22 protein-coding genes are annotated in these 23,428 nt (G+C 72.4%); 9 read left to right on the top strand and 13 right to left on the bottom strand.

Annotated features, from left to right (window positions below; translation table 11 throughout):
- Positions 1 to 25: 25 nt before the first annotated feature.
- Entirely contained in the window at positions 26 to 271 is a 246-nt protein-coding gene (locus P0R35_RS14555) for a DUF7385 family protein (protein ID WP_284013134.1), read from the bottom strand.
- Between the two features lie 116 nt (positions 272 to 387).
- Positions 388 to 1,002, bottom strand: a complete 615-nt coding sequence (locus P0R35_RS14550) for a translation initiation factor IF-2 subunit beta (protein WP_284013133.1) — start codon at positions 1,000 to 1,002, stop codon at positions 388 to 390.
- A 376-nt stretch (positions 1,003 to 1,378) separates the two neighbouring features.
- Between P0R35_RS14550 and P0R35_RS14545 the strand changes: the two genes are divergently transcribed.
- The 6 genes from P0R35_RS14545 to P0R35_RS14520 all read left to right on the top strand — a co-directional run bounded on the left by P0R35_RS14545 (position 1,379) and on the right by P0R35_RS14520 (position 9,406).
- Entirely contained in the window at positions 1,379 to 2,389 is a 1,011-nt protein-coding gene (locus tag P0R35_RS14545) for a hypothetical protein (RefSeq protein ID WP_284013132.1), read from the top strand.
- Positions 2,390 to 2,555: 166 nt separating this feature from the next.
- On the top strand, positions 2,556 to 5,042 hold the full coding sequence (locus P0R35_RS14540; RefSeq protein WP_284013131.1) for a bacterio-opsin activator domain-containing protein: 2,487 nt from the start codon (positions 2,556 to 2,558) through the stop codon (positions 5,040 to 5,042).
- 74 nt (positions 5,043 to 5,116) lie between these two features.
- On the top strand, positions 5,117 to 5,395 hold the full coding sequence (locus P0R35_RS14535) for a HalOD1 output domain-containing protein (RefSeq protein ID WP_284013130.1): 279 nt from the start codon (positions 5,117 to 5,119) through the stop codon (positions 5,393 to 5,395).
- Positions 5,396 to 5,522: 127 nt separating this feature from the next.
- Complete coding sequence (locus P0R35_RS14530; protein WP_284013129.1) at positions 5,523 to 6,722, top strand: redox-regulated ATPase YchF; 1,200 nt, start codon at positions 5,523 to 5,525, stop codon at positions 6,720 to 6,722.
- A 343-nt stretch (positions 6,723 to 7,065) separates the two neighbouring features.
- Positions 7,066 to 8,088, top strand: coding sequence for a DUF4397 domain-containing protein (locus P0R35_RS14525; RefSeq protein ID WP_284013128.1), 1,023 nt, complete (start codon positions 7,066 to 7,068; stop codon positions 8,086 to 8,088).
- 244 nt (positions 8,089 to 8,332) lie between these two features.
- The gene (locus tag P0R35_RS14520; protein WP_284013127.1) at positions 8,333 to 9,406 is read left to right on the top strand and encodes a DUF4397 domain-containing protein; all 1,074 of its coding nucleotides are present in this window, start codon (positions 8,333 to 8,335) and stop codon (positions 9,404 to 9,406) included.
- A gap of 125 nt (positions 9,407 to 9,531) precedes the next feature.
- Here the strand turns inward: P0R35_RS14520 and P0R35_RS14515 are convergent, their stop codons facing one another.
- The 5 genes from P0R35_RS14515 to P0R35_RS14495 all read right to left on the bottom strand — a co-directional run bounded on the left by P0R35_RS14515 (position 9,532) and on the right by P0R35_RS14495 (position 12,422).
- Entirely contained in the window at positions 9,532 to 9,726 is a 195-nt protein-coding gene (locus P0R35_RS14515) for a cold-shock protein (protein WP_284013126.1), read from the bottom strand.
- A 245-nt stretch (positions 9,727 to 9,971) separates the two neighbouring features.
- Positions 9,972 to 10,820 carry a potassium channel family protein gene (locus P0R35_RS14510; RefSeq protein WP_284013125.1) on the bottom strand — a complete coding sequence of 283 codons (849 nt, stop codon included), beginning with the start codon at positions 10,818 to 10,820 and terminating at the stop codon, positions 9,972 to 9,974.
- A gap of 57 nt (positions 10,821 to 10,877) precedes the next feature.
- Positions 10,878 to 11,543 carry an AI-2E family transporter gene (locus P0R35_RS14505; RefSeq protein WP_284013124.1) on the bottom strand — a complete coding sequence of 222 codons (666 nt, stop codon included), beginning with the start codon at positions 11,541 to 11,543 and terminating at the stop codon, positions 10,878 to 10,880.
- Positions 11,462 to 11,884 (bottom strand): hypothetical protein, encoded by a 423-nt coding sequence (locus P0R35_RS14500; RefSeq protein ID WP_284013123.1) that lies wholly within the window; start codon positions 11,882 to 11,884, stop codon positions 11,462 to 11,464. The genes P0R35_RS14505 and P0R35_RS14500 overlap by 82 nt, the downstream gene beginning before the upstream one ends.
- Before the next feature lie 58 nt (positions 11,885 to 11,942).
- Positions 11,943 to 12,422 carry a hypothetical protein gene (locus P0R35_RS14495; RefSeq protein ID WP_284013122.1) on the bottom strand — a complete coding sequence of 160 codons (480 nt, stop codon included), beginning with the start codon at positions 12,420 to 12,422 and terminating at the stop codon, positions 11,943 to 11,945.
- Positions 12,423 to 12,605: 183 nt separating this feature from the next.
- Between P0R35_RS14495 and P0R35_RS14490 the strand changes: the two genes are divergently transcribed.
- From P0R35_RS14490 to P0R35_RS14480, 3 genes are all read left to right on the top strand, one after another.
- A complete protein-coding gene (locus tag P0R35_RS14490; RefSeq protein ID WP_284013121.1) occupies positions 12,606 to 13,529 on the top strand; it encodes a CPBP family intramembrane glutamic endopeptidase in 924 nt (307 codons plus the stop codon).
- 306 nt (positions 13,530 to 13,835) lie between these two features.
- Positions 13,836 to 15,443, top strand: a complete 1,608-nt coding sequence (locus P0R35_RS14485) for a spermidine synthase (protein ID WP_284013120.1) — start codon at positions 13,836 to 13,838, stop codon at positions 15,441 to 15,443.
- A gap of 161 nt (positions 15,444 to 15,604) precedes the next feature.
- Positions 15,605 to 16,858, top strand: a complete 1,254-nt coding sequence (locus tag P0R35_RS14480) for a carboxylate--amine ligase (RefSeq protein WP_284013119.1) — start codon at positions 15,605 to 15,607, stop codon at positions 16,856 to 16,858.
- A gap of 232 nt (positions 16,859 to 17,090) precedes the next feature.
- Here P0R35_RS14480 and P0R35_RS14475 read toward each other — a convergent pair whose 3' ends face one another.
- From P0R35_RS14475 to P0R35_RS14450, 6 genes are all read right to left on the bottom strand, one after another.
- A complete protein-coding gene (locus tag P0R35_RS14475) occupies positions 17,091 to 18,167 on the bottom strand; it encodes a deoxyhypusine synthase (protein WP_284013118.1) in 1,077 nt (358 codons plus the stop codon).
- A 77-nt stretch (positions 18,168 to 18,244) separates the two neighbouring features.
- Complete coding sequence (locus P0R35_RS14470) at positions 18,245 to 18,970, bottom strand: bacteriorhodopsin (RefSeq protein WP_284013117.1); 726 nt, start codon at positions 18,968 to 18,970, stop codon at positions 18,245 to 18,247.
- Positions 18,970 to 21,231, bottom strand: coding sequence for a methyl-accepting chemotaxis protein (locus P0R35_RS14465; RefSeq protein ID WP_284013116.1), 2,262 nt, complete (start codon positions 21,229 to 21,231; stop codon positions 18,970 to 18,972). Before P0R35_RS14465 ends, P0R35_RS14470 begins: the two co-directional genes overlap by 1 nt.
- Positions 21,232 to 21,312: 81 nt before the next feature.
- Entirely contained in the window at positions 21,313 to 22,080 is a 768-nt protein-coding gene (locus P0R35_RS14460; protein WP_284013115.1) for a Nif3-like dinuclear metal center hexameric protein, read from the bottom strand.
- 80 nt (positions 22,081 to 22,160) lie between these two features.
- Entirely contained in the window at positions 22,161 to 23,018 is an 858-nt protein-coding gene (locus tag P0R35_RS14455) for an arginase family protein (RefSeq protein ID WP_284013114.1), read from the bottom strand.
- Positions 23,019 to 23,022: 4 nt separating this feature from the next.
- Positions 23,023 to 23,400 carry a translation initiation factor IF-5A gene (locus tag P0R35_RS14450; protein WP_284013113.1) on the bottom strand — a complete coding sequence of 126 codons (378 nt, stop codon included), beginning with the start codon at positions 23,398 to 23,400 and terminating at the stop codon, positions 23,023 to 23,025.
- Positions 23,401 to 23,428: the final 28 nt, after the last annotated feature.

Genomic DNA, 23,428 nt, shown 5'->3' with positions numbered 1-23,428 from the left:
GCGACCGCGAGGGGCGAGGGCCGGGTCAGTGCGTCAACACGAGCAGCCGCTCGTCGGTGCGGGCGAGACAGATCGGCCCGTCGGGCGCCGCGTCGAACGTCACGGTCGCGTCGTCGCTGACGAACAGCCGGTCGAACGCCTCGCCGCAGGCGGGACAGCCCAGCCCCTCCCGGTTCCGCAACGACATCGAGCCGGCGTCCTGCCGGAGGAGCTTCAGCTTGCTGCGGTAGTCGTGGACGTCGAAGCCGTCGGCAACGTCGATGCGGGTCACACCGAAGGGCGGTCGCTGGCGGTGAAGTACGTTGTGCCCCGACCCGCAGCGCTGAGAACGCCGGCGGGCGGGCGTCGAGAGAACTGCCGTGGACGCGGTCGACCGCGCGGTCCGGCTTACGTCAGGCGGGCGAACGCGAGGTTGCCCGAGATGTTGTGGACGTACGCCTGGACGGTCTGGCCCTCCTGGGCGCCCGACACGAAGATGGTGAACTTCCCCTTCTCGGCGACGCCGTCGCCCTTGCGGCCGGTGCCGGTGATCTCCAGCTCGTACGTCTTGCCCTCCTCGACGGCCGGCCCCTGCGAGTGCTGGGCGGCGGCCGACGAGCGCTTCTGGACGGGGCGGAACGCACCACACGCCTGACAGCGGAGCATACGGACGCCGTCCTCTGTCTTGAGGACGGTGTCGGGGAGGCCACACTCCGAGCAGGTGACGAACTCGGCGACGTACTCGTCGATGGCGCCGTCGAAGTCGGCGATGGAGAACGACCCGTTGTAGCGGGCGACGCCGTCCTCGTACTGGCCGTTCGTCCCGAGCTGGCGCTGGATGGCGCTGTGGAGGTGCTCGGGGTCGCGCGAGAGCGCGTCGGCGATGTTCGAGAGGTTCGTCAGGCGGGTGAACGCCCCGTCGGTCTGTCCCTCCGGGTCCGGCACCTGCAGGCGGTCGCCGGCGTCGGCGGGCGTCTCGGGCAGCTCGTCGTAGGCTCGGTCGAGCGCGTCGGCGTAGTTCATAGGCGGTGGAGGGGAGTTCCACGTATAGGGCTTCCGAGAGAGTCGCTACCGTGGTCCGCCGGGGACCGCTCGACGCGACCGCCGTCGGGGCGCCGCGCCCGGCCCCCGGCGGCGGACGGCGGGGATCGACTCCCGGTACGACGGGCTTACCCCGGCGGTAGCAGCTCCGTACCGGCGGGTCGCCGCCCGTCGGGCGGCGTGTATCCAACGGGCGGTAAGGCGACACCGTACGGACGGCACGGTGGATCGAGCCCGACGAAACGGTATTACAGCGGCCGCCGGTCGACTCCAGTATGTCCGAACTACCGCGAGGGAGGCGCCGGCGCGGGCCGACCGTCGTCCACGGACCGCGTTCGCTGACGCGGGGTGAGCGGTGATGTCGGCCGAGCCCGAGCCCTCCGCACAGTCCGGAACCGCGTCGTACCGGGAACGCATCGACGCCGTGGTGCTGCCCGACCCCGTCCGCGAGGCCGTCGCGGCGTACGAGGCGGTCGGCGGCGAGCGCGACCGCTTCGTCTGGAAGTGGATCTACGACCTGTTCCCGGCGTTCACCCTCTCGTCGGTGCCCGAACGCCACACCGAGACCGCATTGGAGACCAAGACCCTGTTCACCGTGTTCATCACGCTGGTCGACGACGTGGCCGAGCGCGACGGCGACGCCCGGACGTTCGAGTGCATCCGGCGGGCCGTCCGGCGCGCCGCCGCCGGCGAGTCGCCGTCGCCGACCGACGCGGTCGGCGCCGACGACCCCGACGCCGACGCCGACGTCGTCGCGTTCGCGGTCGACCTGTGGACGACCGTCGAGCGTCGCCTCGCGGCGGCCCCCCGGTACGAGGAGTTCCGCGACGTGTTCGGGTACGACCTCCGGCAGGCGCTCAACGCGATGGAGTACTCGCGGGTGCTCAACGACCACCTCGCGATGGCGAACCTCGGCGGGGCGACCCACTACGACGCCCACAACATGGTGATGTTCCCGTACGCGGACGTCGACGTGATGTACTCGCCCGGGTTCGACGCGGGCGACCTCGGCGTCGTCCGGGAACTGATCTGGGACCTCCAGCGGATGGCCCGCATCGGCAACTGGCTCACGACGTGGGAGCGGGAGATCGGCGAGGGGGACTACACCGCCGGCGTCGTCGTGTACGCCCTCCGCAACGGGATCGTCACCCGCGAGCAGCTGGAGGCGGCGACGGCCGACGGCGACCCGACCGCCGTCGACCGGATCGAGGCCCACGGCGTGGAGGACGTGTTCCTCGCCGAGTGGCGCCACCTCCACCGGAAGGTGCGCGACCGCGACCTCACGGCCGACAGCGTCGACCTCGACGCCTTCGCCGAGGGGATGGAGACCGTCATGGACCACCACCTCGCGAGCGAGGGGTACAAGTGACCGCTGCGGGCGGGGCCGCCGCCGTCGACCGGTAGCCGGGCCCGACCGGTCCGTCGACCCCGGCGTCGGCTCCGGAGCCGGCGGGGTGGGGTGCGGACGCAGTCGGCACGCAATCGGTGTCCACCCCGGACGTACCCTTTTGCGCGCCCTGCGACAACCGTCGGCGATGCGAGGGAACGAGCCGACCGCACGCCCCGCGGTCGGCGGGGAGGCGGTCGGGGGGATCGACGCGGAGTTCTTCCGGACGGCCGCGGACGCGCTCGCGGAGGGCGTGCTCGCGGTCGACGCGTCCGGCACGGTCGTGTACGCGAACGCGGCGCTCGCGGACGGGCTCGGCCGGCCGATCGAGGCGATCGTCGACCGCCCGCTGGGCGCGACGTTCCCGCGGGGCCGCGGCCGCGGCCACGGCGACGACCCCGCCGCCCGACTCGCCGCGGGCGGCCCCGCGGCCCTCGACGGCGCCGTGTTCGACGTGGCCGCCGCGCCCGACGACGGGGAGCGACGGTGGCTGTCGGCGTCGTTCTCCGCGGTCGACCGCGACGGCACCGCCTACGCCGTCGGGATCGTCCGGGACGCCGCCGAGCGCGAGGCGGAGTTGGCCCGCTACAAACGGATCATCGAGACCGTCGACGACGGCATCTACGTGCTCGACGAGAACTTCGCGATCACGGAGGTCAACGAGGAGGTGGTCTCGATGACCGGCTACGGGCGCGAGGAGTTGGTCGGCGAGCACGCCTCGGTGCTCGCGGGCGAGGACCTGCTCGCGCAGGCGGCGGCCGCGAGCATCGAGATGCTCAACAGCGACCGGCCGGCCGCGACGATCGTCTCGGAGATCGTCCGCAAGGACGGTACGGCGATCCCGATCGAGACGCGGTTCTCGCTGTACCCGTTCGGCGACGGCAACTTCGGGCAGTTGGGCGTCGTCCGCGACATCTCCGACCGCGTCGAGTCCGAGCGCACGCTCCGGGCGATCCACGACTCCACCCGGGGGCTCCTCGCCGTCGACTCCCGGCCCGCCGTCACCCAGCTCATCGCGGACACGGCCGTCGACGTGCTCGACGTCGTCGGGGCGGCGATCTACCTCGTGGACCCCGCGGCGACGGCCCTGTGTCCCAGCGCCGTCGCCGGCGACGGCGGCGGCGTCGACGAGTCGCTCGCCCCGCTGGCGCCCGACGGGAGCCTCCCGTGGCGCGTGTTCGTCGAGAGCGAGCCCGCGGCCGTCGGCGGCGGCGCGGCGGCGACGGGGCTCCCGATCGACAACGGGCTGTGCGTCCCGCTGGGCGACCACGGCGTGTTCGCCGTCGCCGTCGAGGAACGGACGGCGATCGACGACGACACCGAGACGCTCGTGGGGCTGTTGGCCGCCAGCGCCGAGGAGGCGCTGGACCGCCTCGACCGCGAGCGCGAGGTCCGGCGGCGCGACGAGCGCCTCGAGCGACAGAACCGCCGGCTCCGGCGCCTCGACGAGGTCAACAGGATGATCCGCGAGATCGACAAGACGCTCGTGGAGGCGGGGTCGGTCGACGAGATCGGCGACGCCGTCTGCGACCGGATCGTCGCCTCCGATCGGTTCGCGTTCGCGTGGTTCGGCGCGCCCGACCCCGGCGACGGGCGGATCGAGCCGCGCTCGTGGTCGGGCGACGGGCCGCGCTACCTCGACGACGCCGCCCCCGCCGCGCCCGACGCGCCCGAGCCGGCGGCGGTCGCGGCGGCGACGGGCGAGCCGGTCGTCGTCGCGGACGCCGGCGCCGGCATCGACGGGGAGCCGTGGCGGCGGTCGGCGCTCGCGCGGGCGTTCCGGTCGGCGCTCGCGGTCCCGCTGGCGCACGACGACATCGTGTACGGCGTGCTCGCGGTGTACGCCCCCCGGCCGGACGCGTTCGCCGAGATGGCGACGGTGTTCGCGGAGCTGGGCGAGACGATCGCCAACGCGATGAACGCCGCCGAGACCAGACGGACCCTGCTGACGGACACCCGGACGGTGCTGGGCTTCGAGGTCGGCGCCGACGACGACGTGCTGGGGTGGTTCGCCCGGGCGGCCGGCGGCGACGTCGCCGTCGAGGGGGTCGTCCCGCAGGGCGAGGACGCCGTCCGGGTGTTCTTCGTCACGACCGACGCCGACCCCGCGGCGCTGTGCGAGGCGGCGCGGGAGTCGGTCGTCGTCGCCTCGGTCGACGCCGTCGCGCGCCGCGACGACAGCTGTCTGTTCGAGGCGGTCGTGCACGGGTCGACGGTGCTGACGGCCGCCGTCGACGGGGGCGCGGCGGTGGAGTCGGCGACTGCGACGGCGGAGTCGGTCCGGTTCGAGGTCGGTGTGCCCGACGGCGCCGACGTCCCGCGCTTCGCCGCCGCCGTCCGGTCGCGCTACCCCGGGGCCGAACTCGTCTCGAAGACCACCAGCGAGCGGCCGTCGCGGACCCCGACGGAGTTCCGCAACGAGTTCGAGCGTCGCCTGACCGAGCGCCAGCTGGAGGTGTTGCGGGTCGCGTACCTCCGGGGGTTCTACGAGTGGCCCCGGGAGAGCACCGGGCAGGAGGTCGCCGACGCGCTCGGCGTCTCCCAGCCGACGGTCAACCGCCACCTCCGGGCGAGCCAGCGCAAGCTCCTCGAGCTGCTGCTCGACGAGGACCGCGCCGGGGGGCTACACACGTAACCCCCGGTCGCGGGACCCGGTACACACGTAGCTAGTCGCTCCTTTGTGGGTGCCCCTGTACGGGGAAGTGAACCATGTCAGTGGAGCACGTGAGTCAGGATGCGACCGTTGTTCGGACCGCCGGCGACGACGTCTGCCGCGCCGTGATCGACGCCGTGGCCGCGGCGCGGGGCGTGCGGCCGATCGACCTCGACACCCCGCTGTACGAGGCGGTCGACCCCGACGCGCTCCGGGCGCTGTTCCCGGCCGACGGGCGGCCGTCGGCGACCACCGTGGAGTTCGCGTGGACCGACTGTCTCGTCACCGTCGCGGACGGCGGCCGCGTCACCGTCACGCGGACCGGGTCGCGGTAACGCCCGTCAGAGGGGTCGCGAGCGCGCCCGGGTCGCCGCGAGCCGACCGACCGGATCCCATGTGAACGGACGACACAGGCGTCGAGAGGTAGAAACGCGTTTCACTCGGGGCGGCCGAGCGGGCGTAATGAGCTACAAGATCGGCCTCGTCGGCAAGCCGTCCGTCGGGAAGTCGAGCTTCTTCAACGCGGCGACGATGAACGACGTGCCCGAGGGCGCGTACCCGTTCACGACCATCGACCCCAGCGTCGGCGAGGCGTACGTCGGCGTCGACTGCCCCGCCCCCGAGTTCGAGGAGACGTGCGAGCCGAACCACGGCTTCTGCCGCGACGACACCCGCTTCGTCCCGGTGAAGCTCGTCGACGTCGCCGGGCTCATCCCCGGCGCCCACGAGGGGAAGGGGCTCGGCAACCAGTTCCTCTCGGACCTCAACGAGGCCGACGTGCTGGTCCACGTCGTCGACTTCTCGGGGACGACCGACATCGAGGGGGAGCCGACCGAGGGCCACGACCCCCGCGAGGACATCGACTTCCTCGAGAACGAACTCGACCAGTGGTACCTCGACGTCCTCGAGAAGGGGATCGAGAAGTTCGAGTCGATGTACCAGGGCCCCAACCCCGGGGACGAGATCGGCGTCGAGGAGGTGCTCGCCGAGCAGCTGTCCGCGTTCCGCACGAACAAAGACGAGATCAAACAGACGGTGCTCGCGCTGGATCTGGAACTGGAGCCGGCGACGTGGGACGACGACGACCGCTTCGACCTCGCGCGCGAGATCCGCAAGCGCACGAAGCCGATGGTGATCGCGGCCAACAAGATGGACACGCCGGCCGCGCGCGACAACTACGAGGCGGTCACGAGCGACCCCGAGTACGAACACCTCACCGTCGTCCCCGCCAGCGCCCACGCCGAGGGGTCGCTGAAGAAGGCCGACGAGGCGGGCGTCGTCGAGTACACGCAGGGCGACGACGACTTCGCCATCGTCGGCGACGTGAGCGACGAGCAGCAGCAGGGGCTGGAGGTCATCCGGGAGTTCGTGACCGAGTACGGCGGAACGGGCGTGCAGGCGGTGATCGAGGCGGCGCTGTTCGAGGAACTCGACGCGAAGGCCGTCTTCCCCGGCAGCGCCAACGGCTCGTGGAGCAAGGGCCCGTTCCGCGACTGCTTCGTCCTCCCGGGGTACGCGACCGCCGAGGACTTCGCGTACACGCTCCACTCCGACATCGGCGACGGCTTCCTCCACGGGATCGACTGCCGGAGCGGCCGGCAGGTCGGCGCCGACACCGTGTTGGACCACCGCGACGTCGTCGAGATCGTCACGACGGGCTGAGGGCGGCGCCCCCGCCGGGCGCGGGCGGCCGCGACGGAGCGCCGCGTCCCGGTGGAACGATCGTGTCGAAATCCCGACTTACTCCCGCGTGCCGTCGCCGCGACCCGCGGCGGGGTCGGGCCGTCGATCGCGGGGGCGTCGTACGAGCGACCTACCCCACACGCGCCCGGGTCCGTCGAGCGTACCCGCACACGGCGCCGCCGTGGCGCCGACCGCCCGGCTCGGCGCGTCCCGGCCGGTCCCCGCGTCCGCCGCGCGCGTAACCCGACCGTGTGGACACGCCGGCTCACCCATAACAAAGCGTCAGCCACCGGACTGGTCCGACCGCATGACTCGACGAAACGTGTCACGGCGACAGTTCGCGGCGGCGCTGGGATCGGCGGTCGGCGTCGGCCTCGCGGGGTGCGCCGGTGGTGCGAACAACAGCTCGAACGTCTCGAACCAGACGGTCGGGACCGTAGAGGACGTGACGGAAGGCGACGAGACCGACGCGGGCGGAACCGAGGAGGAGACAGAGGCGCCGGAGCCGCCGGAGACGACCGACGACCCCGCGGCGGCCGTGGGCGAGGGGAGCGCGGTCGCCCGGATCGCACACCTCTCGCCGGACGCGCCGAACGTGGACGTGTCCGTCGGCGGGGCGACGATCCTCGAGGACGTCTCGTTCGGGACGGTGAGCGACTACTACGTGCTGGAGCCGAGCACGTACACGGTCGCGGTGACGCCGACCGGCGAGGAGGAGGCGGTGTTCGAACAGGAGGTGGAGTTCGCCAACGGGGCGTTCACCGTCGCCGCCTTCGGCGAGGTGTCCGGCACGAACCAGGAGTTCGCGGTGGAGCCGCTGGAGGACCGCGTGGAGGCGCCCGGCGCCGACACCGCGGCCGTCCGGGTCGTCCACGCGTCGCCGGACGCGCCGCCGGTGAGCGTCGGCGTGGCCGGCGGCGACACGCTCGTCGAGAGCGTCGCGTTCGGCGAGGCCAGCGAGTACGCGGAGGTGCCGGCGGGCGACTACTCGCTGGAGATCAGCGCCGCCGAGGGCATGGGCGGGATGGACGGGAACGAGACGACCGGCACCGACACCGGCACCGAGGAGGCGACCGGCACCGCGTCCGACGGCGGGCCGGTCGCGACCGTCGACGTGTCGCTGGCGGGCGGCACCGTCGACTCCGCGTTCGCGGCGGGGTACCTCACGCCCGAGGGCGAGGCGGCCGACGCCCCGTTCGAGGTGATCCTCACCGTCGACTCCGGCGGCGGATCGATGGGGACGGAGACCGGCACCGAGACCGGCACCGAGACCGGGACCGACGCCGGCACCGAGGAGCCGGCCGGGACCGAGGCCGGGACGGAGACCGGCACCGAGAGCGCGTAGTCGGCGCCGCGACCGGCCCCGACGCGACCCGCCGACGGCGGCCCCGGGTCGCGCCGTAATCGCGGACTGTTTTCGCACACACCCGCATTACCGACAGCCGCGACCGGCACCCGGCCGGACGTGGCGGGGGACGAACCAGTCGGCGTACGTACGGATTACGGATCGCCCGATATCGACGGGAGCGGGCTTTCTGGAGCCGTTCGGTGCATAACAATCACCTGCGGACACATGTCGGCGAAGTGCGATGGCAGACCCACCAACAGGAAGACTCGCGGCAGCGCTGGTAGCGATTCTCGTCGGAAGCGTCGTCGTCAGCGGGGCGGCGTTCGCCAGCCCGGAGCTGGCGCCGACGACGCTCCAGCAAGTGCAACAGGAGGACGACGGCCCGACCACGCAGGAGACCGCCTATCTGCGCGTCCTGCACGCGTCGCCGGACGCGCCCGCCGTCGACGTCGCCCTCGACAACGAGACCGTCGTCGAGGACCTCGCGTTCGGCGAGGCGACGGGGTATCTCACCGTCGGCGCGGGCGAGTACAACCTCACCGTCTCGACCGCCGAGGGCGGCGACGTGGTGTACGAGGAGTCCGTCACCGTCGGGCCCCGGACCGTGACGACGGTCGCGGCGAGCGGACAGGTGAGCGAGAACGCGAGCGAGCCGTTCGCGCCGCTGTTCATCAGCGACGACGCGTACGAGCCGGAGGAGGGTGAGGCCGCCGTCGCGGTCGCCCACCTCTCGCCGGACGCGCCCGCCGTCGACGTCACCGTCGAGGACAGCGACGTGGTCGTCGCCGAGAACGTCTCCTACGGCGTCGTCACCGACTACGCGACCGTCCCCGAGGGCGAGTACACCCTCGAGATCCGCGAGGCCACCGCGGACAACAACGGGAGCGTCGTCGCCACCGTCGACGTCGAACTCGACGAGGAGTCGGCGTACACCGCCTACGCGATCGGGACGCTCGCCGGCGAGAACGACAGCGAGCCGTTCCAGCTGGCGCTGACGCCCGACGCGACGACCGAGGTGAACCTCCCCGACGAGGACGCCGAGACGGTCGAGCCGGAGGCGCCTGACGACGACGAGGCGGACGGCGAGGGGCCGCCGGACGACGCCGGCCCGCCCGAGGACCCCGGCGAGGGTGAGGGCGAGGGCCCGCCGGACGACGCCGGCCCGCCCGCTGACGACGCCGACGAGACGGACGCCAACGAGACGGACACCGAGACGGAGACGCCGGCCCCCGAGGGCACGGCCAACGAGACCGAGACGGAGACGCCGACCCCCGAGGGGACGGAGAACGCGACCGAGACCCCCGAGGAAGCGTAACGCCGCCGCTCGGAGCGGTCGTGAATCGAACACCCGCCTCGACGGGCGGCACGCGCCGCTCGTCGGTCGGCGGGTCTCGAAGAAACGGAATCACAGTGTGTCGCCGTGAGGCGACGGTGTGAAACTTAGTTGCGAACGACGTTCGTCGCGCGCGGGCCCTTGGGAGCCTGCTCGATATCGAACTCGATTTCCTGACCCTCGGTCAGGTCCTCGCCGCCAACATCCTCCATGTGGAAGAACACGTCGTCGTCGGAGTCGTCAGTCGTAATGAAACCGTAGCCGCCAGTGTCGTTGAAGAAGTCAACCTTACCGTTTGCCATTGCAATTCAACGAATGGCCGTCAAGTTGATAAGGGTTGTGCATTCGTCTTCCCAAACGAATATTTTCTAAACGAGTATCACGCTACAATCGGTTCGACTGTGTATTCGCCCACGTACAGTCGGTTCTCCGCGGGATCGCTGTCGGATCCGTCACAACCAGCGGGAGCTTTCGCCGATCCGGCGATCTCGGGGGCGAGTCACCCCGTGGCGGGCGATCCGTGTGAACGCGCCCCGCGGTCGCGGCGTCACTCGTCGGACTCGTACTCCTGGTAGATGACGTGGCCGCAGGCCTTGCAGTGGGACGCGTCGAGGTCGTGCCCGGTGAGCCCGCAGTCGGGGCAGGTGACGTCGCGAACCGAGTCGGTGGTCCACGCGCGGACGACCTTCCGCGCCTGGTACGGCACGAGGACGATGGCGGCGAACACGCCCGCGACGGTCACCCACCGGCCCGCCCGCGTCCGCGGGACGATGTCGCCGAAGCCGACCGTCGACAGCGCGATCACCATGTAGTAGAACGCGTCGCCGAAGTTCGCGATGCCGGGGTTCGTCGACACCTCGGCGCTGTAGAACAGCCCCGCGCCGACGAAGAAGATGACCTGCACCGTGAGCAGGAGCTTGACCCCGCGGAGCGTGTTCACCTCGACGGTGCCGAAGAAGAACTCCTCGTCGCGCGTGAAGCGGTAGAAGCGCAACACGCGGACGACCCGCACCGCCCGGAGGAAGCCGACGTTCGCGGCGACGGCCGGCCCGAGCGCCAGCGCCGCCGTCAGCGTCGGCACCACCGACACGAGGTCGACGACGGTGTACGGGTCGGTCGCCTCGGCGAGGCGGTCGGCCGCGCCGTACAGCCGGAGGACGTACTCGACGGCGAACACGCCCGCGATGGCGACCTCCGTGTACCACAGCGCCGTCCGCGTCGCCGGCGACAGCGGGTACGTCTGCGCGACGAACACCCCGACGAACAGGAGGTTCAACGCGAGGAGCGCGATGTCGATGGCGCGGCCGACGGGCGTCCGGTGGTCCAGCAGGTAGAAGCGGACCCGTTCGCGGGTGCCCCGCGGCGCCTCCCCCCCGTGCTCGACCGTCCATACCACCGCTTCCGGCGGGGAGGGACTAAAGCCCCCCTCGCGTCGGTCCGGCGGCGGAGGGCGTCACTCGGCGGGGCCGGCCGCGCCGGCCGCCCGCTCGTCGACGACCGCCTCGACGAGCACCTTCGCGAACGCGAGCGCGATCGGCCCCACGAACAGGCCGACGAAGCCGAAGGCGAGCACGCCGCCGAAGATGCCCAGCACCATCAGCCCCGGGCTGACGTGCGCCTCGTGGCCGGTGACGACCGGCCGGAGGTAGTTGTCCGAGAGGCTGATCACGGTCGCGCCGAAGACGGCGACGACCACGGCGTCGACGGGGCGCCCCGAGAGGAACAGGAACGCCGCCATCGGGATCCACACCACCGACGCGCCGATGAGCGGGAGCAGCGACAGCAGCGTCGTGACGACGATCCAGAACACGACGTTCGAGACGCCGACGACCGCGAACACCCCTCCGGTGAGGACCCCCTGCACGACCGCGATCGCGACGTTGCCGACGACGACCCCCCAGGTGATCCGGTCGAGCTCCGACCACAGGCGGGCGCTCGTCTCGGCGTCGACCGGCGCCGTCCGGTCGATCCACGCCACGAGCGCGTCGCCGTCGACCAGCAGGTAGTAGACGACGAACAGGAGGACGGTGACCCCGATCAGCGCGTCGGAGACGCCGCCGAACAGGTCGAGCAGCGTCCCGGGACCGGAGTCGAGGGCGCGACGCGGGAGCGCCGCCACCTCCCCCGGAGGTCCACCCCGCCGGCGGCGGCCAGCGCCTCGAGCGCGGCCACGTCGAACCCGTCGGCGACGACCGCCTCCCGGACTCGGTCGAGCTCCCGGAACGCGACGGCGAGCACGACCGCCACGGGGACGACGACCGCGCTGACGGACACGAGCAGCAGCGTCAGCGCCGCGACCCGGTCGCCGACGCGGGGGGCGAGCCGCCGCTGGAGCGGGACGAGGACGTACGCGAGCAGCACCGCCAGCAGGACGTACTGTGCCAGCGGCGCGACGACCGCCAGCGCGAGGAGACCGGTGACCGCGGCGAGTCCGAGGAGGAACCGGCGCTGTGGGGTCACCCTCGACGGTACGCGCCGAGCTGTCATCAAGCCGATCGGAACGGGGTCGCCGACGCGGTCAGGAACTGCGTCGGCCGGGGCGACGGACGCGGAGTCGCTCGGCGTCGACGGTGACGTCCACGCCGGGGAGCACCGTCTCGCCGCGCGCGATCCGGACCGCGGCGACGAAGCCGACGAACAGCGCCGCGGTGAACAGCGGGTTGATCGCCACGTCGAGCATCACGGGGAAGCCGTTGGCGAGCCTGAACAGGACGCCCTCCACCAGGTTCGCGCCGTACAGGCCCACGACGCTCCACTTGACCACGTCGGCGGTCGTCCCGAGGGTGACGAGGGCGAGGACCGCCGCGACGAGGGCGACGGTGCCGAGGACGCCGACCACCTGGTCGACCACGATCTCCCCGATGCGGACCGGGGCACCGACCGCGAGCGCTCTGACCGCCGAGAGCACGACGCCGAGGAGCGCGACGGCGACGGCGACGACGGCGGCGGGTCTCAGGAGCGGCTCGACGACGGACGACGGCGAAGGGTTCGAAGACACGGGATCCGTACGGCCCGTGGGGATATAGACAGGGTGTGCGTGCCGCCCCCGTCGGAACGGCCGACCGGGGTCCGGCCGTGCGACTCGGGCGACCGCCGAGCGGGTCCGTGGACCGGCGCGCGCCCCCGCGACGTACGGGGGTCCGGGGGTACGTTTATCAGCCGAGCCGTCCACCGGCGCAAAGTGAACGGGTACACTCGGGTTCGGCGCGCGGTCGCCGACCGACCGCTGGGGGCGTTCTTCGTTTTGACATACGCGTTCACCTGGGCGCTGTGGATCCCGCTCGTCGGGCCGCTCCAAGGCCTGTTGACGTTCGACGTCCCCCTGTGGGCGCTCGCCGGCCTCCTGTTGGGAGCGTTCGGCCCGACGGTGGCCGCCGTCGCCGTCCTGTGGCTCTCGGACGGCCGGGGCGCGGTCCGCGACCTGCTCGCCCGGTTCGGCAAGTGGCGGGTCGGGTGGCGGTGGTACGCCGTCGCGGTGCTCGTCTGGCCGGCCGTGTTCGGGGCGACGTACGCGGGCTACACCCTCATCAGGAGCGTCCCGGTGTCGGTGACGCCCGCGTTGCTGGCGACGCTCCCGCTCGTCTACGTCGTCCGGTTCGCGCTCGCCGTCCCGACGGGGCCGCTCGCGGAGGAGGCGGGGTGGCGCGGGTTCGCGCTCCCCGAACTCCAGGCGCGACACGGGCCGCTCGTCGCGAGTCTCGTCGTCGGGCTGGCGTGGGCCCTCTGGCACCTGCCGATGTTCTTCGTGCCGGGCGTGGCCCTCCCCGCGACCGGCACCGGCGACCCCGTCGCGATCCTCCTGTACGTGGTTCGGACCGTCGGCATCTCGATCGTGTTCACGTGGGCGTACAACGGCACCGGGGGGAGCCTCCTCCTCGACGTCCTGTTCCACGCCGGCATCAACGCCGGGACCAACGCGTTCGTCACCGTCTTCTTCGCGGACGTGACGGCACAGACCGTCACGGAGTTCGTCGTCGTCGAGACCGCCGTCGTCTGGCTGGTCGCGTTCGGGCTCGTCGCCACCGGCCGCCTGACGGACCGGTCCGACTCCCTCGTGCTCCCGGCGGCCGACGCCGAGTCGCCGGGCGGGCCGGACACCGGGTGAGGTGCGGTCGGACACCGTCGCCGGGGAGCGCCAACGACCGAGTCGCGTCGCGAGCGTACCCACCCCGTTCGGCCCTCGCGGGTGGCGGGACGGTACGGCGAACCCGACGGGAACGACGACCGCGCCGTGCCGACAGTCGGTGGAGAAGGCTGGCCTCGGCACTCATAGGGCTCGTCACGGCGCCGGTGCCACCCGGGCTCGGAGCGGTGGCCTCGTCATCGGCCACGCCGACCTACCCCGCGGCGACGCAAGTGCGTTTCTCCTCTCCGTCGAACAGTTATCCCCCTCCGCCCCGTGGCACCGACAATGACCGAGACGCGGGCGCTGGAGTCCCTCCGTTTGAGCAAGCCGGAGACGGCGGTGTTCGTCTCCGGCGTCGCGAGCATGGGCCTCGAGATCCTCGCCGGCCGCATGATCGCCCCCCAGTTCGGCAGCAGCATCTACACGTGGGGCACCATCATCGGCGTGTTCCTCGCGGCCCTGAGCTACGGCTACCACCGCGGCGGCAAGCAGGCGGCCGAGCGCGCGACGAACGGGCGGATGGCGCGGGTGTTCCTCCTCACCGCCGCGTACGTCGCCGGCCTGATCCTCGTCGGCGACCTGATGCTCCGGGCGACCTCCGGGTTCCCCCTCCCCAGTCGCGTCGCGTCGCTCCCGGCGGTCGTGATCCTGTTCGGGCCCCCCACCTACCTCCTCGGGTACGTCAGCCCGTACGCGGCGGAGCTGTCCGCGAAGGAGGGGCTGGGCGAGGCGTCCGGCCACGTGTACATGCTCGGCACCGTCGGCAGCATCGTCGGCGCGTTCGCGACCACCTACTTCCTCATCCCGTCGCTCGGGATCGACCAGATCGCGCTGGTGTTCGGCGCCATCTCGGTCGTGACGGCGCTGGCGATCAGCCGGCCGATCGGCCGCGAGCGCGCCACCGTGACGGGGTTCGTCGCGGTCCTGCTCGTCGTCTCGGCGGCGACCGGCGCCGCGGGCTACACCGTCGAGGGACGCGTCGTGTACGAGACGCAGACGCCGTACCAGGAGCTCCAAGTGGTCGATCTGGGCGACACCCGGACGCTGTACCTCGACGGCCAGCGCCACAGCGCGATGGACCTGAACGAGCCGAACCGCCACGTGTTCACCTACACCCGCTACTTCCACCTCCCGATGCTGTTCGCGGACGACCCCGACGAGATCGACCGGGTGCTGTTCGTCGGCGGCGGCGGCTTCACCGGGCCGAAGCGGTTCGTGAACGACTACGACGTCACCGTCGACGTGGTCGAGATCGACCCCGAGGTCATCGCGGCCGCGAAGGAGTACTTCCGCGTCGAGGAGTCCGACCGCCTCCGGGTCCACAACGCCGGCGGGCGGGAGTTCCTCCGGGAGACGAACGAGACGTACGACCTGATCGTGATGGACGCCTACCAGAAGGACAAGGTGCCGTTCGAGCTGACGACGCGGGAGTTCATGCAGTTGGCGAGCAGCCGGCTCGACGACGACGGCATCCTGTTCGCGAACGTCATCTCGGCCGCCAGCGGCCCGGCCTCGCAGTTCTACCGCGCGGAGTACCGCACGATGGAGGCGGTGTTCCCGCAGGTGTACGCGTTCCCGACCGTCGGCGGCGGCGTCGTCCAGAACATCGAGGTGGTGGCGACGAAGAACGGCACCCGGCTCACCGAGGCGCAGCTGCTCGCGCGCAACGACCGGCGCGACGTCGGCATCGACCTGTCGGCGGAGGTCCGCGACTACGCGGCCGCGCCCCCGACCGACGACGTCCCCCTGTTGCGCGACGACCGCGCGCCCGTCGACAGCCTGCTCGACCCGATGGTCGGCCAGCGGTACGTGGTCCAGGAGGCCGACGGGAGCGACCCCGCCGCGAACGGCACCGCGCGCCCCGCGGTTCGTGTGAGCTTACCGGCGACGTAGCCGGTCGACGCGGGCGAATCGGGGGCGATCCGGGCGGCGCCGTGCGGGCGGCCCGTCGGCGGTCGCCCGCGACCCCGCGTGCGGCCGAGGATCGGTTACGATCGCCGTACGCGGACCTTGGCTCCGCATACTAATCGACCGCGGGGACGAACTCGCGGTCGATGAGTTCCACGCGCCGGACGACGGACCGGGCGCTGATCCCTACGGGCCACGACGCCTCCAGCTACACGTGCCTCCGCTCGCTCGCGCGCCGGGGGATCGGCTCGGTCGTCGCCTCCGAGAAGCCGGGGGTTCCGGCGGCCGCCTCGCGCTACTGCGACGAGTCGGTCGCGCTCCCGGACCCCAGAGCGGATCTGCTGGCCTACCGCGACGCCCTCCTCGCGATCTGTGAACGCGACGACGTCCGGACGGTGATCCCCGTGCGCCCGGAGGACTGTTACGTCCTCTCGCGCTACGAGGCCGAGTTCTCCGAGCACGTCTCGTTGGTCGTCCCGACGATGCCGCAGTTGGAGCGCGTCCACGACCGGCTCCTGCTCGCGGCGGCCGCCGAGGCGGCCGGCGTCCCCGTGCCGGAGACCCGGCGGCTCGCCGACGTCGACGACTGGAGCGACAAACTCCTGATCAAGTCGCGGTACAACGTCCTCACGGACGCGTACCTCGAGGAACTCGGGCCGTCGGACATGGACGTAGTCAAGAACATCTGCCACGTCGGCAACGGCGTGACCCCGGACGTCGAGGGGATCCGCACGACGATGCGCCACGACCCGATCGTGCAGGAGTTCGTCGAGACCGACGGGGAGTTCATGTTCACCGGGCTGTACGACCGTGGCGAGCCGCTGGCGACGTTCCAACACCGCCAGATCCGCGGCAACTCCTACACCGGCGGCGGCGGCGTCTACCGGCGCTCCATCTCCGACCCGGAGCTGGAGTCGGTCGGCCGGAAACTGCTCGCGGAACTCGACTGGCACGGCCTCGCGTGCATCGAGTACATGCGCGACGCCGACACCGGGGAGTACGTCCTCACCGAGATCAACCCCCGGATGTGGCAGTCGCTCCCCTCGACGGTCGCCGCCGGCGCGGACTACCCGTGGTACTACTGGCTCGCCGCGACCGGGCGGGCCGACGAGATCGACCCCGACTACGACCTGGGCGTCGGCACCCACATGCTCCACGGGGAGTTGGGCTACCTGATCAGCGTGCTGACCGAGGACTCCCCGCACGTCCCCCGGCCGTCGGTCGCGCGAACGCTGTGGGAGATCGGCTCGTCGATCGCCGCGGAGCCGCGGTTCGACTACCTCACGCTCGACGACCCGTGGCCGTTCCTCGCCGGCGTCCGCAACGTCCTCCCCGACCTCCCGTTCGACCGGCTCCCCCTGCCCGACCGGCTCCGCCGCGGCCGCCCGGACGGCTCGTGAGGCCGCGGCGCCCCGGCGACCGCTCCTGTCAGCGCTCACTCGCGACTCGGTAAACGTTGTCGCGAGTCACCGGGTTCAAGACGCTTGGGTGCGTGTGCTACTGACACACATGAGTCTCACCGGCTCCGACCGCGTCTTCTGCCACGACTGTGGCAGGGGCTTCGACAGCGAAGAGGACCTCGAACGACACGTACGGGAGGAAGGCCTCGTCGACTAGACGGCTACCAGTCGTCTACTCGGCTTCGACACGTTCGCGCGCCGCCGCCACCAACAGCGGGAGGAACACCGTCGCGTCGCCGTACACGGACGCGTTCCGCGCGTCCTTCTCCAACTTCCCCCACGAGCGCGCCTCCTCCAGCGTCGCTCCCGAGAGCCCGCCCGTCGCCTCGGGGTCCATCGTCACCTGCACCGCGTAGTCGTACGCCCGCGGCGTCACGAGCATCGTCTGGAGCGTGAAGTTCTTCGGCACGCCGCCGCCGACAAGCAGACAGCCCGCGGTGTCGGCGTCGAACGCCTGGTCCGTCAGCGGCGTCATGTCCGCCAGCGCGTCCAGCGTCAGGTCCGACGTCTGCGCGTACATCCACGCCTGCAGGCCGAGCACGGAGTCCTGCACGGCGGGACAGTAGACGGGCACGTCGTGTTCGTACGCCGCGGCGGCGACGCCGGGGCCCTCGGCGACGTTCTCGCGGTCGTTCACCTCGGCGTTCGCCCGGCCGAGCTCCGCGCACAGTTCGGCGATGGAGACGGCCCCGTCCTGCTCGGCAAGCGGCGGGAACACCTCGTCGCGGAGGTGCGCCTCGAACTCGGCGAAGTGCTCCTGCGGGAGGTAGACGTTGTAGATGCGGTCGACCTCCTCGTCGCGCAGCTGCTCGTCGTGTTCGCGCAGCGTCTTCCCCGCCTGCCGCTCCTCCCCGTGGTGGTGTTTCCCGCCGATCGCCTCGATGGCGTCGTGGGTGAGGTTCGCCCCGGTGGTGATCAGGGCGTCGACGTAGCCGTCGCGGATCAGGTCCGCGACGATGCGGCGCATCCCGGTGGGGACCATCGCGCCCGCCAGCGAGACGAACACGGTGCAGTCGTCGTCGGCCCACATCGTCGACAGCACGTCGGCCGCCTCGTGGACGGACTCGGCGCCGATGCCCGCGTGGCCGTACTGCTCGACCAGCTCGCCGACGGTCATCCCGCCGGCGACCCGGCTGTGGCCCAGCGGGTCGTGGTCGAACGCCTCGCGGCGGGGCGTCTCGTAGCCGGTCGCCGACTCGTCGTCCCCGTCGTGGCCGTGGCCGTGGTCGCCGTCGCCCTCGTCGCTCATTGTCGGGGGTGCGACCGCGGGGCGCTTGAACCGCGTGGTTCGTCCGTCGCGCGGTGGCGGCGCCGCGACCGCGCGGCTCAGTCGGCGGTCGAAGCGGGGGCCTCGTCGGCGGCCGGGGCGCCCTCGCCGACGCTCCCGGCGGCCGCGAGCCCGTTCACCGCGAGGACGACGAACCCGGCCTTGGCGACGACGTCGAGGTAGACGAACACGAGCACCTCCGTCGCGGGCAGCAGCACGCCGACGCCGGCGGGTCCGAGCAGCCAGACGACGGGGTACAGCGCCCACAGCACGACCGTCACGTTGCGGAGCTTCTCGAACGTCGCCGCCGCGACCGGCCCGGCGAACGCCGCCCGCCGGGGGACCGTGACGACCAGCTCGCGCGCGAGCCCGAGGAACGCCAGCCCGCCGAGCGCGAACGCGACGAACCGGACCGGGTCGGGGAGGACGACCGCCGCCGTCCCCAGCAGGATCACCGCGGCGTCGAGCACGAGCAGGCGGGCGAGCGCCCGGCGCCCGGCACCCGCCACGAGCCAGAGGTAGCCGACGAGCAGCAGGGTCGTCACGAGCCAGTCGGCGTACCGGAGCGTGTACAGCGGGCGCCCGTCGACCGCGACCGTCCCGACGCCCAGCGCCATCCCGCCGTACGCGACGGCGGCGACGCCGGTGATGCCCGCGAGGGCGAGGTAGTGCCCTCGCCGCTCGGGCGCGCGGTCGGCGACGAGTTGCCACAGGGGCGGCACCGTCCCGAGCGCCATCCCGGCGAAGCCGAGCCACAACCACGTCGTCGTCGTGGTCTCGACCATCAGTCGTCCGCCTCCACGTGGCCGCCGACGGCGCCGTCCACGGTCGCGCCGGCCGCGACGCCGAACTCGGTCAACAGGCCCCGGAGGCGACGCGCGCGGGTCGCGAGGTCCGTCGCCGCGTCGTCGACGTCCGCCAGCGACTGCGTCTGGACGGCGGTCTCGGTGGCCGCGTCGCCGGCGGCCGCGGTCGTCTCGTCGCCGATGGCGGCGACGTCCTCCGTCATGCCGACGACCGACTCGACGGCCTCGGCCTGGTCGTCGGTCGCGCGCTCGATCTCCGAGAGGTCGTCGTCGATCCCCTCGACGTGGTCGGCGACCGTCGACAGCGAGTCGATGGCGCCAGCGACCGTCTCGGCGCCCGCGCGGACGCGCTCGTCGGTGTCGCGCATCCCGGCGACCGTCTCGGCGGTGGTGGCCTGCACGCGTTCGATCCGCTGTTCGACCTCGGCGGCCGACTCCTTCGTCTCCTCGGCGAGCCCCTTCACCTCGTCGGCGACGACGGCGAAGCCGTCGCCCTCGGCGCCCGTGCGGGCGGCCTCGATGGAGGCGTTCAGCGCCAGCAGGTTCGTCTGCTCGGCGATGTCGGCGATCACCTCGGCGACCTCGCCGATGGCCGCCACCTCGTCGTCGAGCGCCTCCAACTCGGCCATCGTCTCGTCGGTCCGCTCGCGGACGGCGTCCATCTCGTCGAGCGCCTCCTCGGCCGTCTCGCGGCCCGTCGCGCCGGCGTCGGCCGCGCGGCTCGCCGTCTCGGACACGGAGACGACCGTCGCGGCGACCTCCTCGGCCGAGGCCGACAGCTGTCCGATCTCCCCCTCGACCTCGTGGAGGTGGGCGGCCTGCTCGTCGGCGCCCGCGGCGATCTCCCCGACGGCGTCGCTGACCGCCTCGCCCGCCGCCCGGGCGTCCTCCGTGCGGTCGTCGGCGGTCTCGGCGGCGTCGACGACGTGCCCGGAGAAGCGCTTCACGTCGGCCATCGTCGACTCCACCGACGAGAGCATCCCGTTGAACGCCTCGCCGACCGCCCGCATCGCGTCGCTGCCGACGTCGGCGTCGACGCGCCGGGTGAGGTCGCCGTCCGCGACGGCGCGCATCACCGCGCCGTAGTCGGCGGCGGTCGCCTCGAGCCGGTCGGCGTCGTCGCGGGCGCCCGCTCGGGCGGCCTCCGCCTCGGCGCGCGCCGCCTCGGCGTCGGCGACGGTCGACCGGAGCGACCGCCGCATCGACTCGAAGGAGTCGACGACGGTGCCGAGTTCGTCCTCGCGGCGGGTGTGCATCGGCTCGTCCAACTCGCCGGCGGCCATCGCGTCCGCGCGGTCGGCGATCCGGCGCAGCGAGATGACCGTGCTCGACCCGATGGTGACGCCCACGACGGCGAGGCCCACGACCGTGAGCAGGATCAGGCCGACGATGCTGGAGGCGACGCTGTCGCCCAGCGCGAACGCCTGCGACGCCGGCGTCCGGGTGACGACCGTCCAGTCGGTCGCCGACAGCGACGCCGTCGCCATCACCTGCCCGTCGCGCTCGATGAGCCCGCGGGCGTCACCGAGCGCCGCCGCCGCGGCGAACTCGGTGGCGATCCGGTCGCCGTCGGGGTGGGCGACGAGGCGGTCGTTCCCGGCGACGACGAGCGTCTCGGTGTCCGAGTCGCCCGTGAGCGCCGCCGCCTGCGCCTGGATGTCGACCATGTAGACGACGGCGCGGTCCTCGACGCCCGGCACCGGCGAGACGACGGCGACGACCGGGTGGTCGACGACGGACACCTCGAACGGCCGCGTCACGTGGACGTCGTCCGGCCCGGAGAACTCGGGCGGGTCCTCGGCGAACGGCGCGCCCTGTTCGGCGGGGCTGACGCCGACCATCGCGTCGCTGGTCGAGGTGACGATGCGCTCGTCCGCGGTGTCGTAGTAGTGGACCGCCGCGACGCCCGACGGGAGTACGCCCGACGCCTGCAGGCTGTCGAGGTAGTCCTTCACCGGTTCGGGGTCGCCCGCGACGACCGCCGGGTGGCGCGAGGTCAGCTCGGTCTGGCTCTCGACGCCGCCGAGCCACGTGTCGAGGGTCGTCGCCCGTTCGGCCGCCGTCGTCGTCAGGTCGTCGCGGACGTCCTCGCGCAGTTGCGCGTCGGTCTGTGCCTGGACGACCGCACCGAAGCCGACGGTGAGGACCACGACGACCAGCAGGGCGACGGTGAGCTTCGCCGCGTACCGGCGTCGCAGCCACCCCGGGGCGAGCGCTCCCCACGCTCTCGTGAACTCCATTGGGCGCACCACCCCGGTGACCGGTATAAGCGCGGTCGTCCGGCTATCAGCGTCGATTCCCCGGCGCCCGCGGCCGGTCGGTCACAGCCCGGTCGGGTGGTCCACGTACGTCGTCTCCAGCCCCCACTCGGCCGCGAGGTCGCGGAGCGCCCGGACACCGAACGTCTCCGTCGCGTAGTGTCCCGCGAGGACGACCGACACGCCCGCCTCGCGCGCCTCGTGGTACAGTTTCCCCTTCGCCTCGCCGGTGACGAGCGCGTCGAGGCCGAGGTCCGCGGCCTCGCGCAGCCAGTCGCTCCCGCTTCCGGTGACGATCCCGACCGACTCGACCGTCTCCGGGCCGGTGTCGAGCACCTGCACGCCCGCGCCGCCGTGGTCGACGGCCGCCTCCAGCGTCGCCGCGAGGTCGTCGAGGGCCGTCGCCTCGGGGAGGACGCCGCGCTGGCCGATGTGTTCGGGGCCGAGTTCGCCGAACGGCTCGCGGTCGACGAGGCCGAGCACGTCGGCGACGCCGGCGGCGTTGCCGAGCGACTGGTGCCCGTCGAGCGGGAGGTGCGACACGTACAGCGCCACGTCGTTGGCGACGAGCGGTTCGATCCGGTCGTACTCGCGGCCGGTCACGCGGTCGAGGCCGCCCCAGACGACGCCGTGGTGGGCGACGAGCGCGTCGGCGCCGCGCTCGACGGCGGCCGCGGCGGTCGCCCCGACCGCGTCGACGGCGAACGCGACGGTGTCGACCTCGCCGGCCCGCGACCCGACCTGCAGGCCGTTCGGGGAGGCGTCGAGGTCGGCGTACGCGTCGGTGTCCAGTGCCTCGTCGAGTCGGTCGACGAACTCGGATCGGTCCATACGGGGGCGTTGACGCTCCGGGGATATGTAGCCGACGCGACGGCGACGGCGGCCGGGACGGACGGCGGCGACGGACCGGCTCAGTCCGCGTCGTCGCGGGCGGCGGCGTGGGAATACACCGCCTCGCGCAGCAGCTTCCCCGCCAGCGCCGCGGCCTGTCCGTCGTCGCGGTCGTTCACCTCCACCGCGTCGACGCCGACGCAGTGGGGGGCGACCGTGCGGACGGCGTCGCGCATCTCGCGGGGGGCGAGGCCGAACGGCTCCATCGTCCCCGTCCCGGGCGCGAATCCGGGGTCGGCGCCGTCGACGTCGACCGAGAGGTACGCGTCGCGGCCGTCGACGCCGTCGAAGTCGGCCGTCCAGTCGGCCACGTCCGCGGGCGGGACGACCGTCACGTCGGGCGCGTCGGCGCGCTCCCACTCCTCGGGCGAGCCGGTGCGCGCGCCGAGGACGACCACCTCGTCGACGGTGGGGTACTCGGCGTCGTCACCGGCGTGGCCGTCGAGGCAGCGCCGGACGACACACGCGTGGTTCAGCGGGTTGCCGTCGTACGCGTTCCGGAGGTCGAGGTGGGCGTCGAGCGTCACGAGCACGTCGGGGTCGGTCGCGCGCACGCCCGCCCACGTGACGGTGTGCTCGCCCCCGAGCAGGATCGGGACGGCGTCGTCGATGACGGCCGCGCGGAGTTCGGCGGTCAGGTGGTCGAGGTAGTCGTCGACGGCGTCCCACGCGGGCACGTCGCCCGCGTCGTGGACGCGGAGATCGGAGAAGAACGAATCCGTGTGTCGGTCGTAGTCGTCGTAGGTGGCCGCGAAGCGGCGAACCCGCTCGGGGCCGAAGCGTGCGCCCGGCTGGAACGTCGTCGTCGCGTCGAGCGGCGCGCCCGTCAGGACGTACGCCGCGTCCTCGCGGTCGGCGACGGCACCGGGGAACGGCACGACCTTACCCGACGACCTTCCGCTGGCCCTCGTACTCGAGGTACTCGATGTTCTGGTCCGGCGTGAAGTCCTCGTCCTCGGGGACGCGCATCGTGAACGTCTCGTAGGTGTCGAGGTCCATCACCTGCGCGTCGTCGCCGGAGACGGAGACGACCTGCCCCTGCTTGCGTCGGATGATCGGCACCCACACCTTCGCGTCGACCGGCTGGGAGAGCGACCGCTTCTTCCCGTCGAAGACGCCTTTGCCCTCGATGCGGGCCTTCGCGCTGCCGTGCTTGCCGGGCTTGGCGGTGCTGTAGGCGTTGATCTTGCAGGGGGAGTCCTCCATCATCACGTAGCTCCCCTCCTGGAGTTCGCGGACCTGCTTCTGCTCTCTCGGCATACCCCGCGGTTCCCGTCGCCGCGGTATA

It is taken from the genome of Halobaculum litoreum (assembly GCF_030127125.1).
Lineage (GTDB): Archaea > Halobacteriota > Halobacteria > Halobacteriales > Haloferacaceae > Halobaculum > Halobaculum litoreum.
This window is presented reverse-complemented; position numbering and strand designations above follow the sequence as displayed.

Coding starts and splice junctions, on each gene's coding strand:
- P0R35_RS14545 (WP_284013132.1), top strand. CDS start 1,379: ATGTCGGCCGAGCCCGAGCCCTCCGCACAGTCCGGAACCGCGTCGTAC.
- P0R35_RS14470 (WP_284013117.1), bottom strand. CDS start 18,970: ATGGTCGAGACCACGACGACGACGTGGTTGTGGCTCGGCTTCGCCGGG.
- P0R35_RS14530 (WP_284013129.1), top strand. CDS start 5,523: ATGAGCTACAAGATCGGCCTCGTCGGCAAGCCGTCCGTCGGGAAGTCG.
- P0R35_RS14550 (WP_284013133.1), bottom strand. CDS start 1,002: ATGAACTACGCCGACGCGCTCGACCGAGCCTACGACGAGCTGCCCGAG.
- P0R35_RS14515 (WP_284013126.1), bottom strand. CDS start 9,726: ATGGCAAACGGTAAGGTTGACTTCTTCAACGACACTGGCGGCTACGGT.
- P0R35_RS14450 (WP_284013113.1), bottom strand. CDS start 23,400: ATGCCGAGAGAGCAGAAGCAGGTCCGCGAACTCCAGGAGGGGAGCTAC.
- P0R35_RS14465 (WP_284013116.1), bottom strand. CDS start 21,231: ATGGAGTTCACGAGAGCGTGGGGAGCGCTCGCCCCGGGGTGGCTGCGA.
- P0R35_RS14475 (WP_284013118.1), bottom strand. CDS start 18,167: ATGAGCGACGAGGGCGACGGCGACCACGGCCACGGCCACGACGGGGAC.
- P0R35_RS14485 (WP_284013120.1), top strand. CDS start 13,836: ATGACCGAGACGCGGGCGCTGGAGTCCCTCCGTTTGAGCAAGCCGGAG.
- P0R35_RS14480 (WP_284013119.1), top strand. CDS start 15,605: ATGAGTTCCACGCGCCGGACGACGGACCGGGCGCTGATCCCTACGGGC.
- P0R35_RS14535 (WP_284013130.1), top strand. CDS start 5,117: ATGTCAGTGGAGCACGTGAGTCAGGATGCGACCGTTGTTCGGACCGCC.
- P0R35_RS14460 (WP_284013115.1), bottom strand. CDS start 22,080: ATGGACCGATCCGAGTTCGTCGACCGACTCGACGAGGCACTGGACACC.
- P0R35_RS14540 (WP_284013131.1), top strand. CDS start 2,556: ATGCGAGGGAACGAGCCGACCGCACGCCCCGCGGTCGGCGGGGAGGCG.
- P0R35_RS14520 (WP_284013127.1), top strand. CDS start 8,333: ATGGCAGACCCACCAACAGGAAGACTCGCGGCAGCGCTGGTAGCGATT.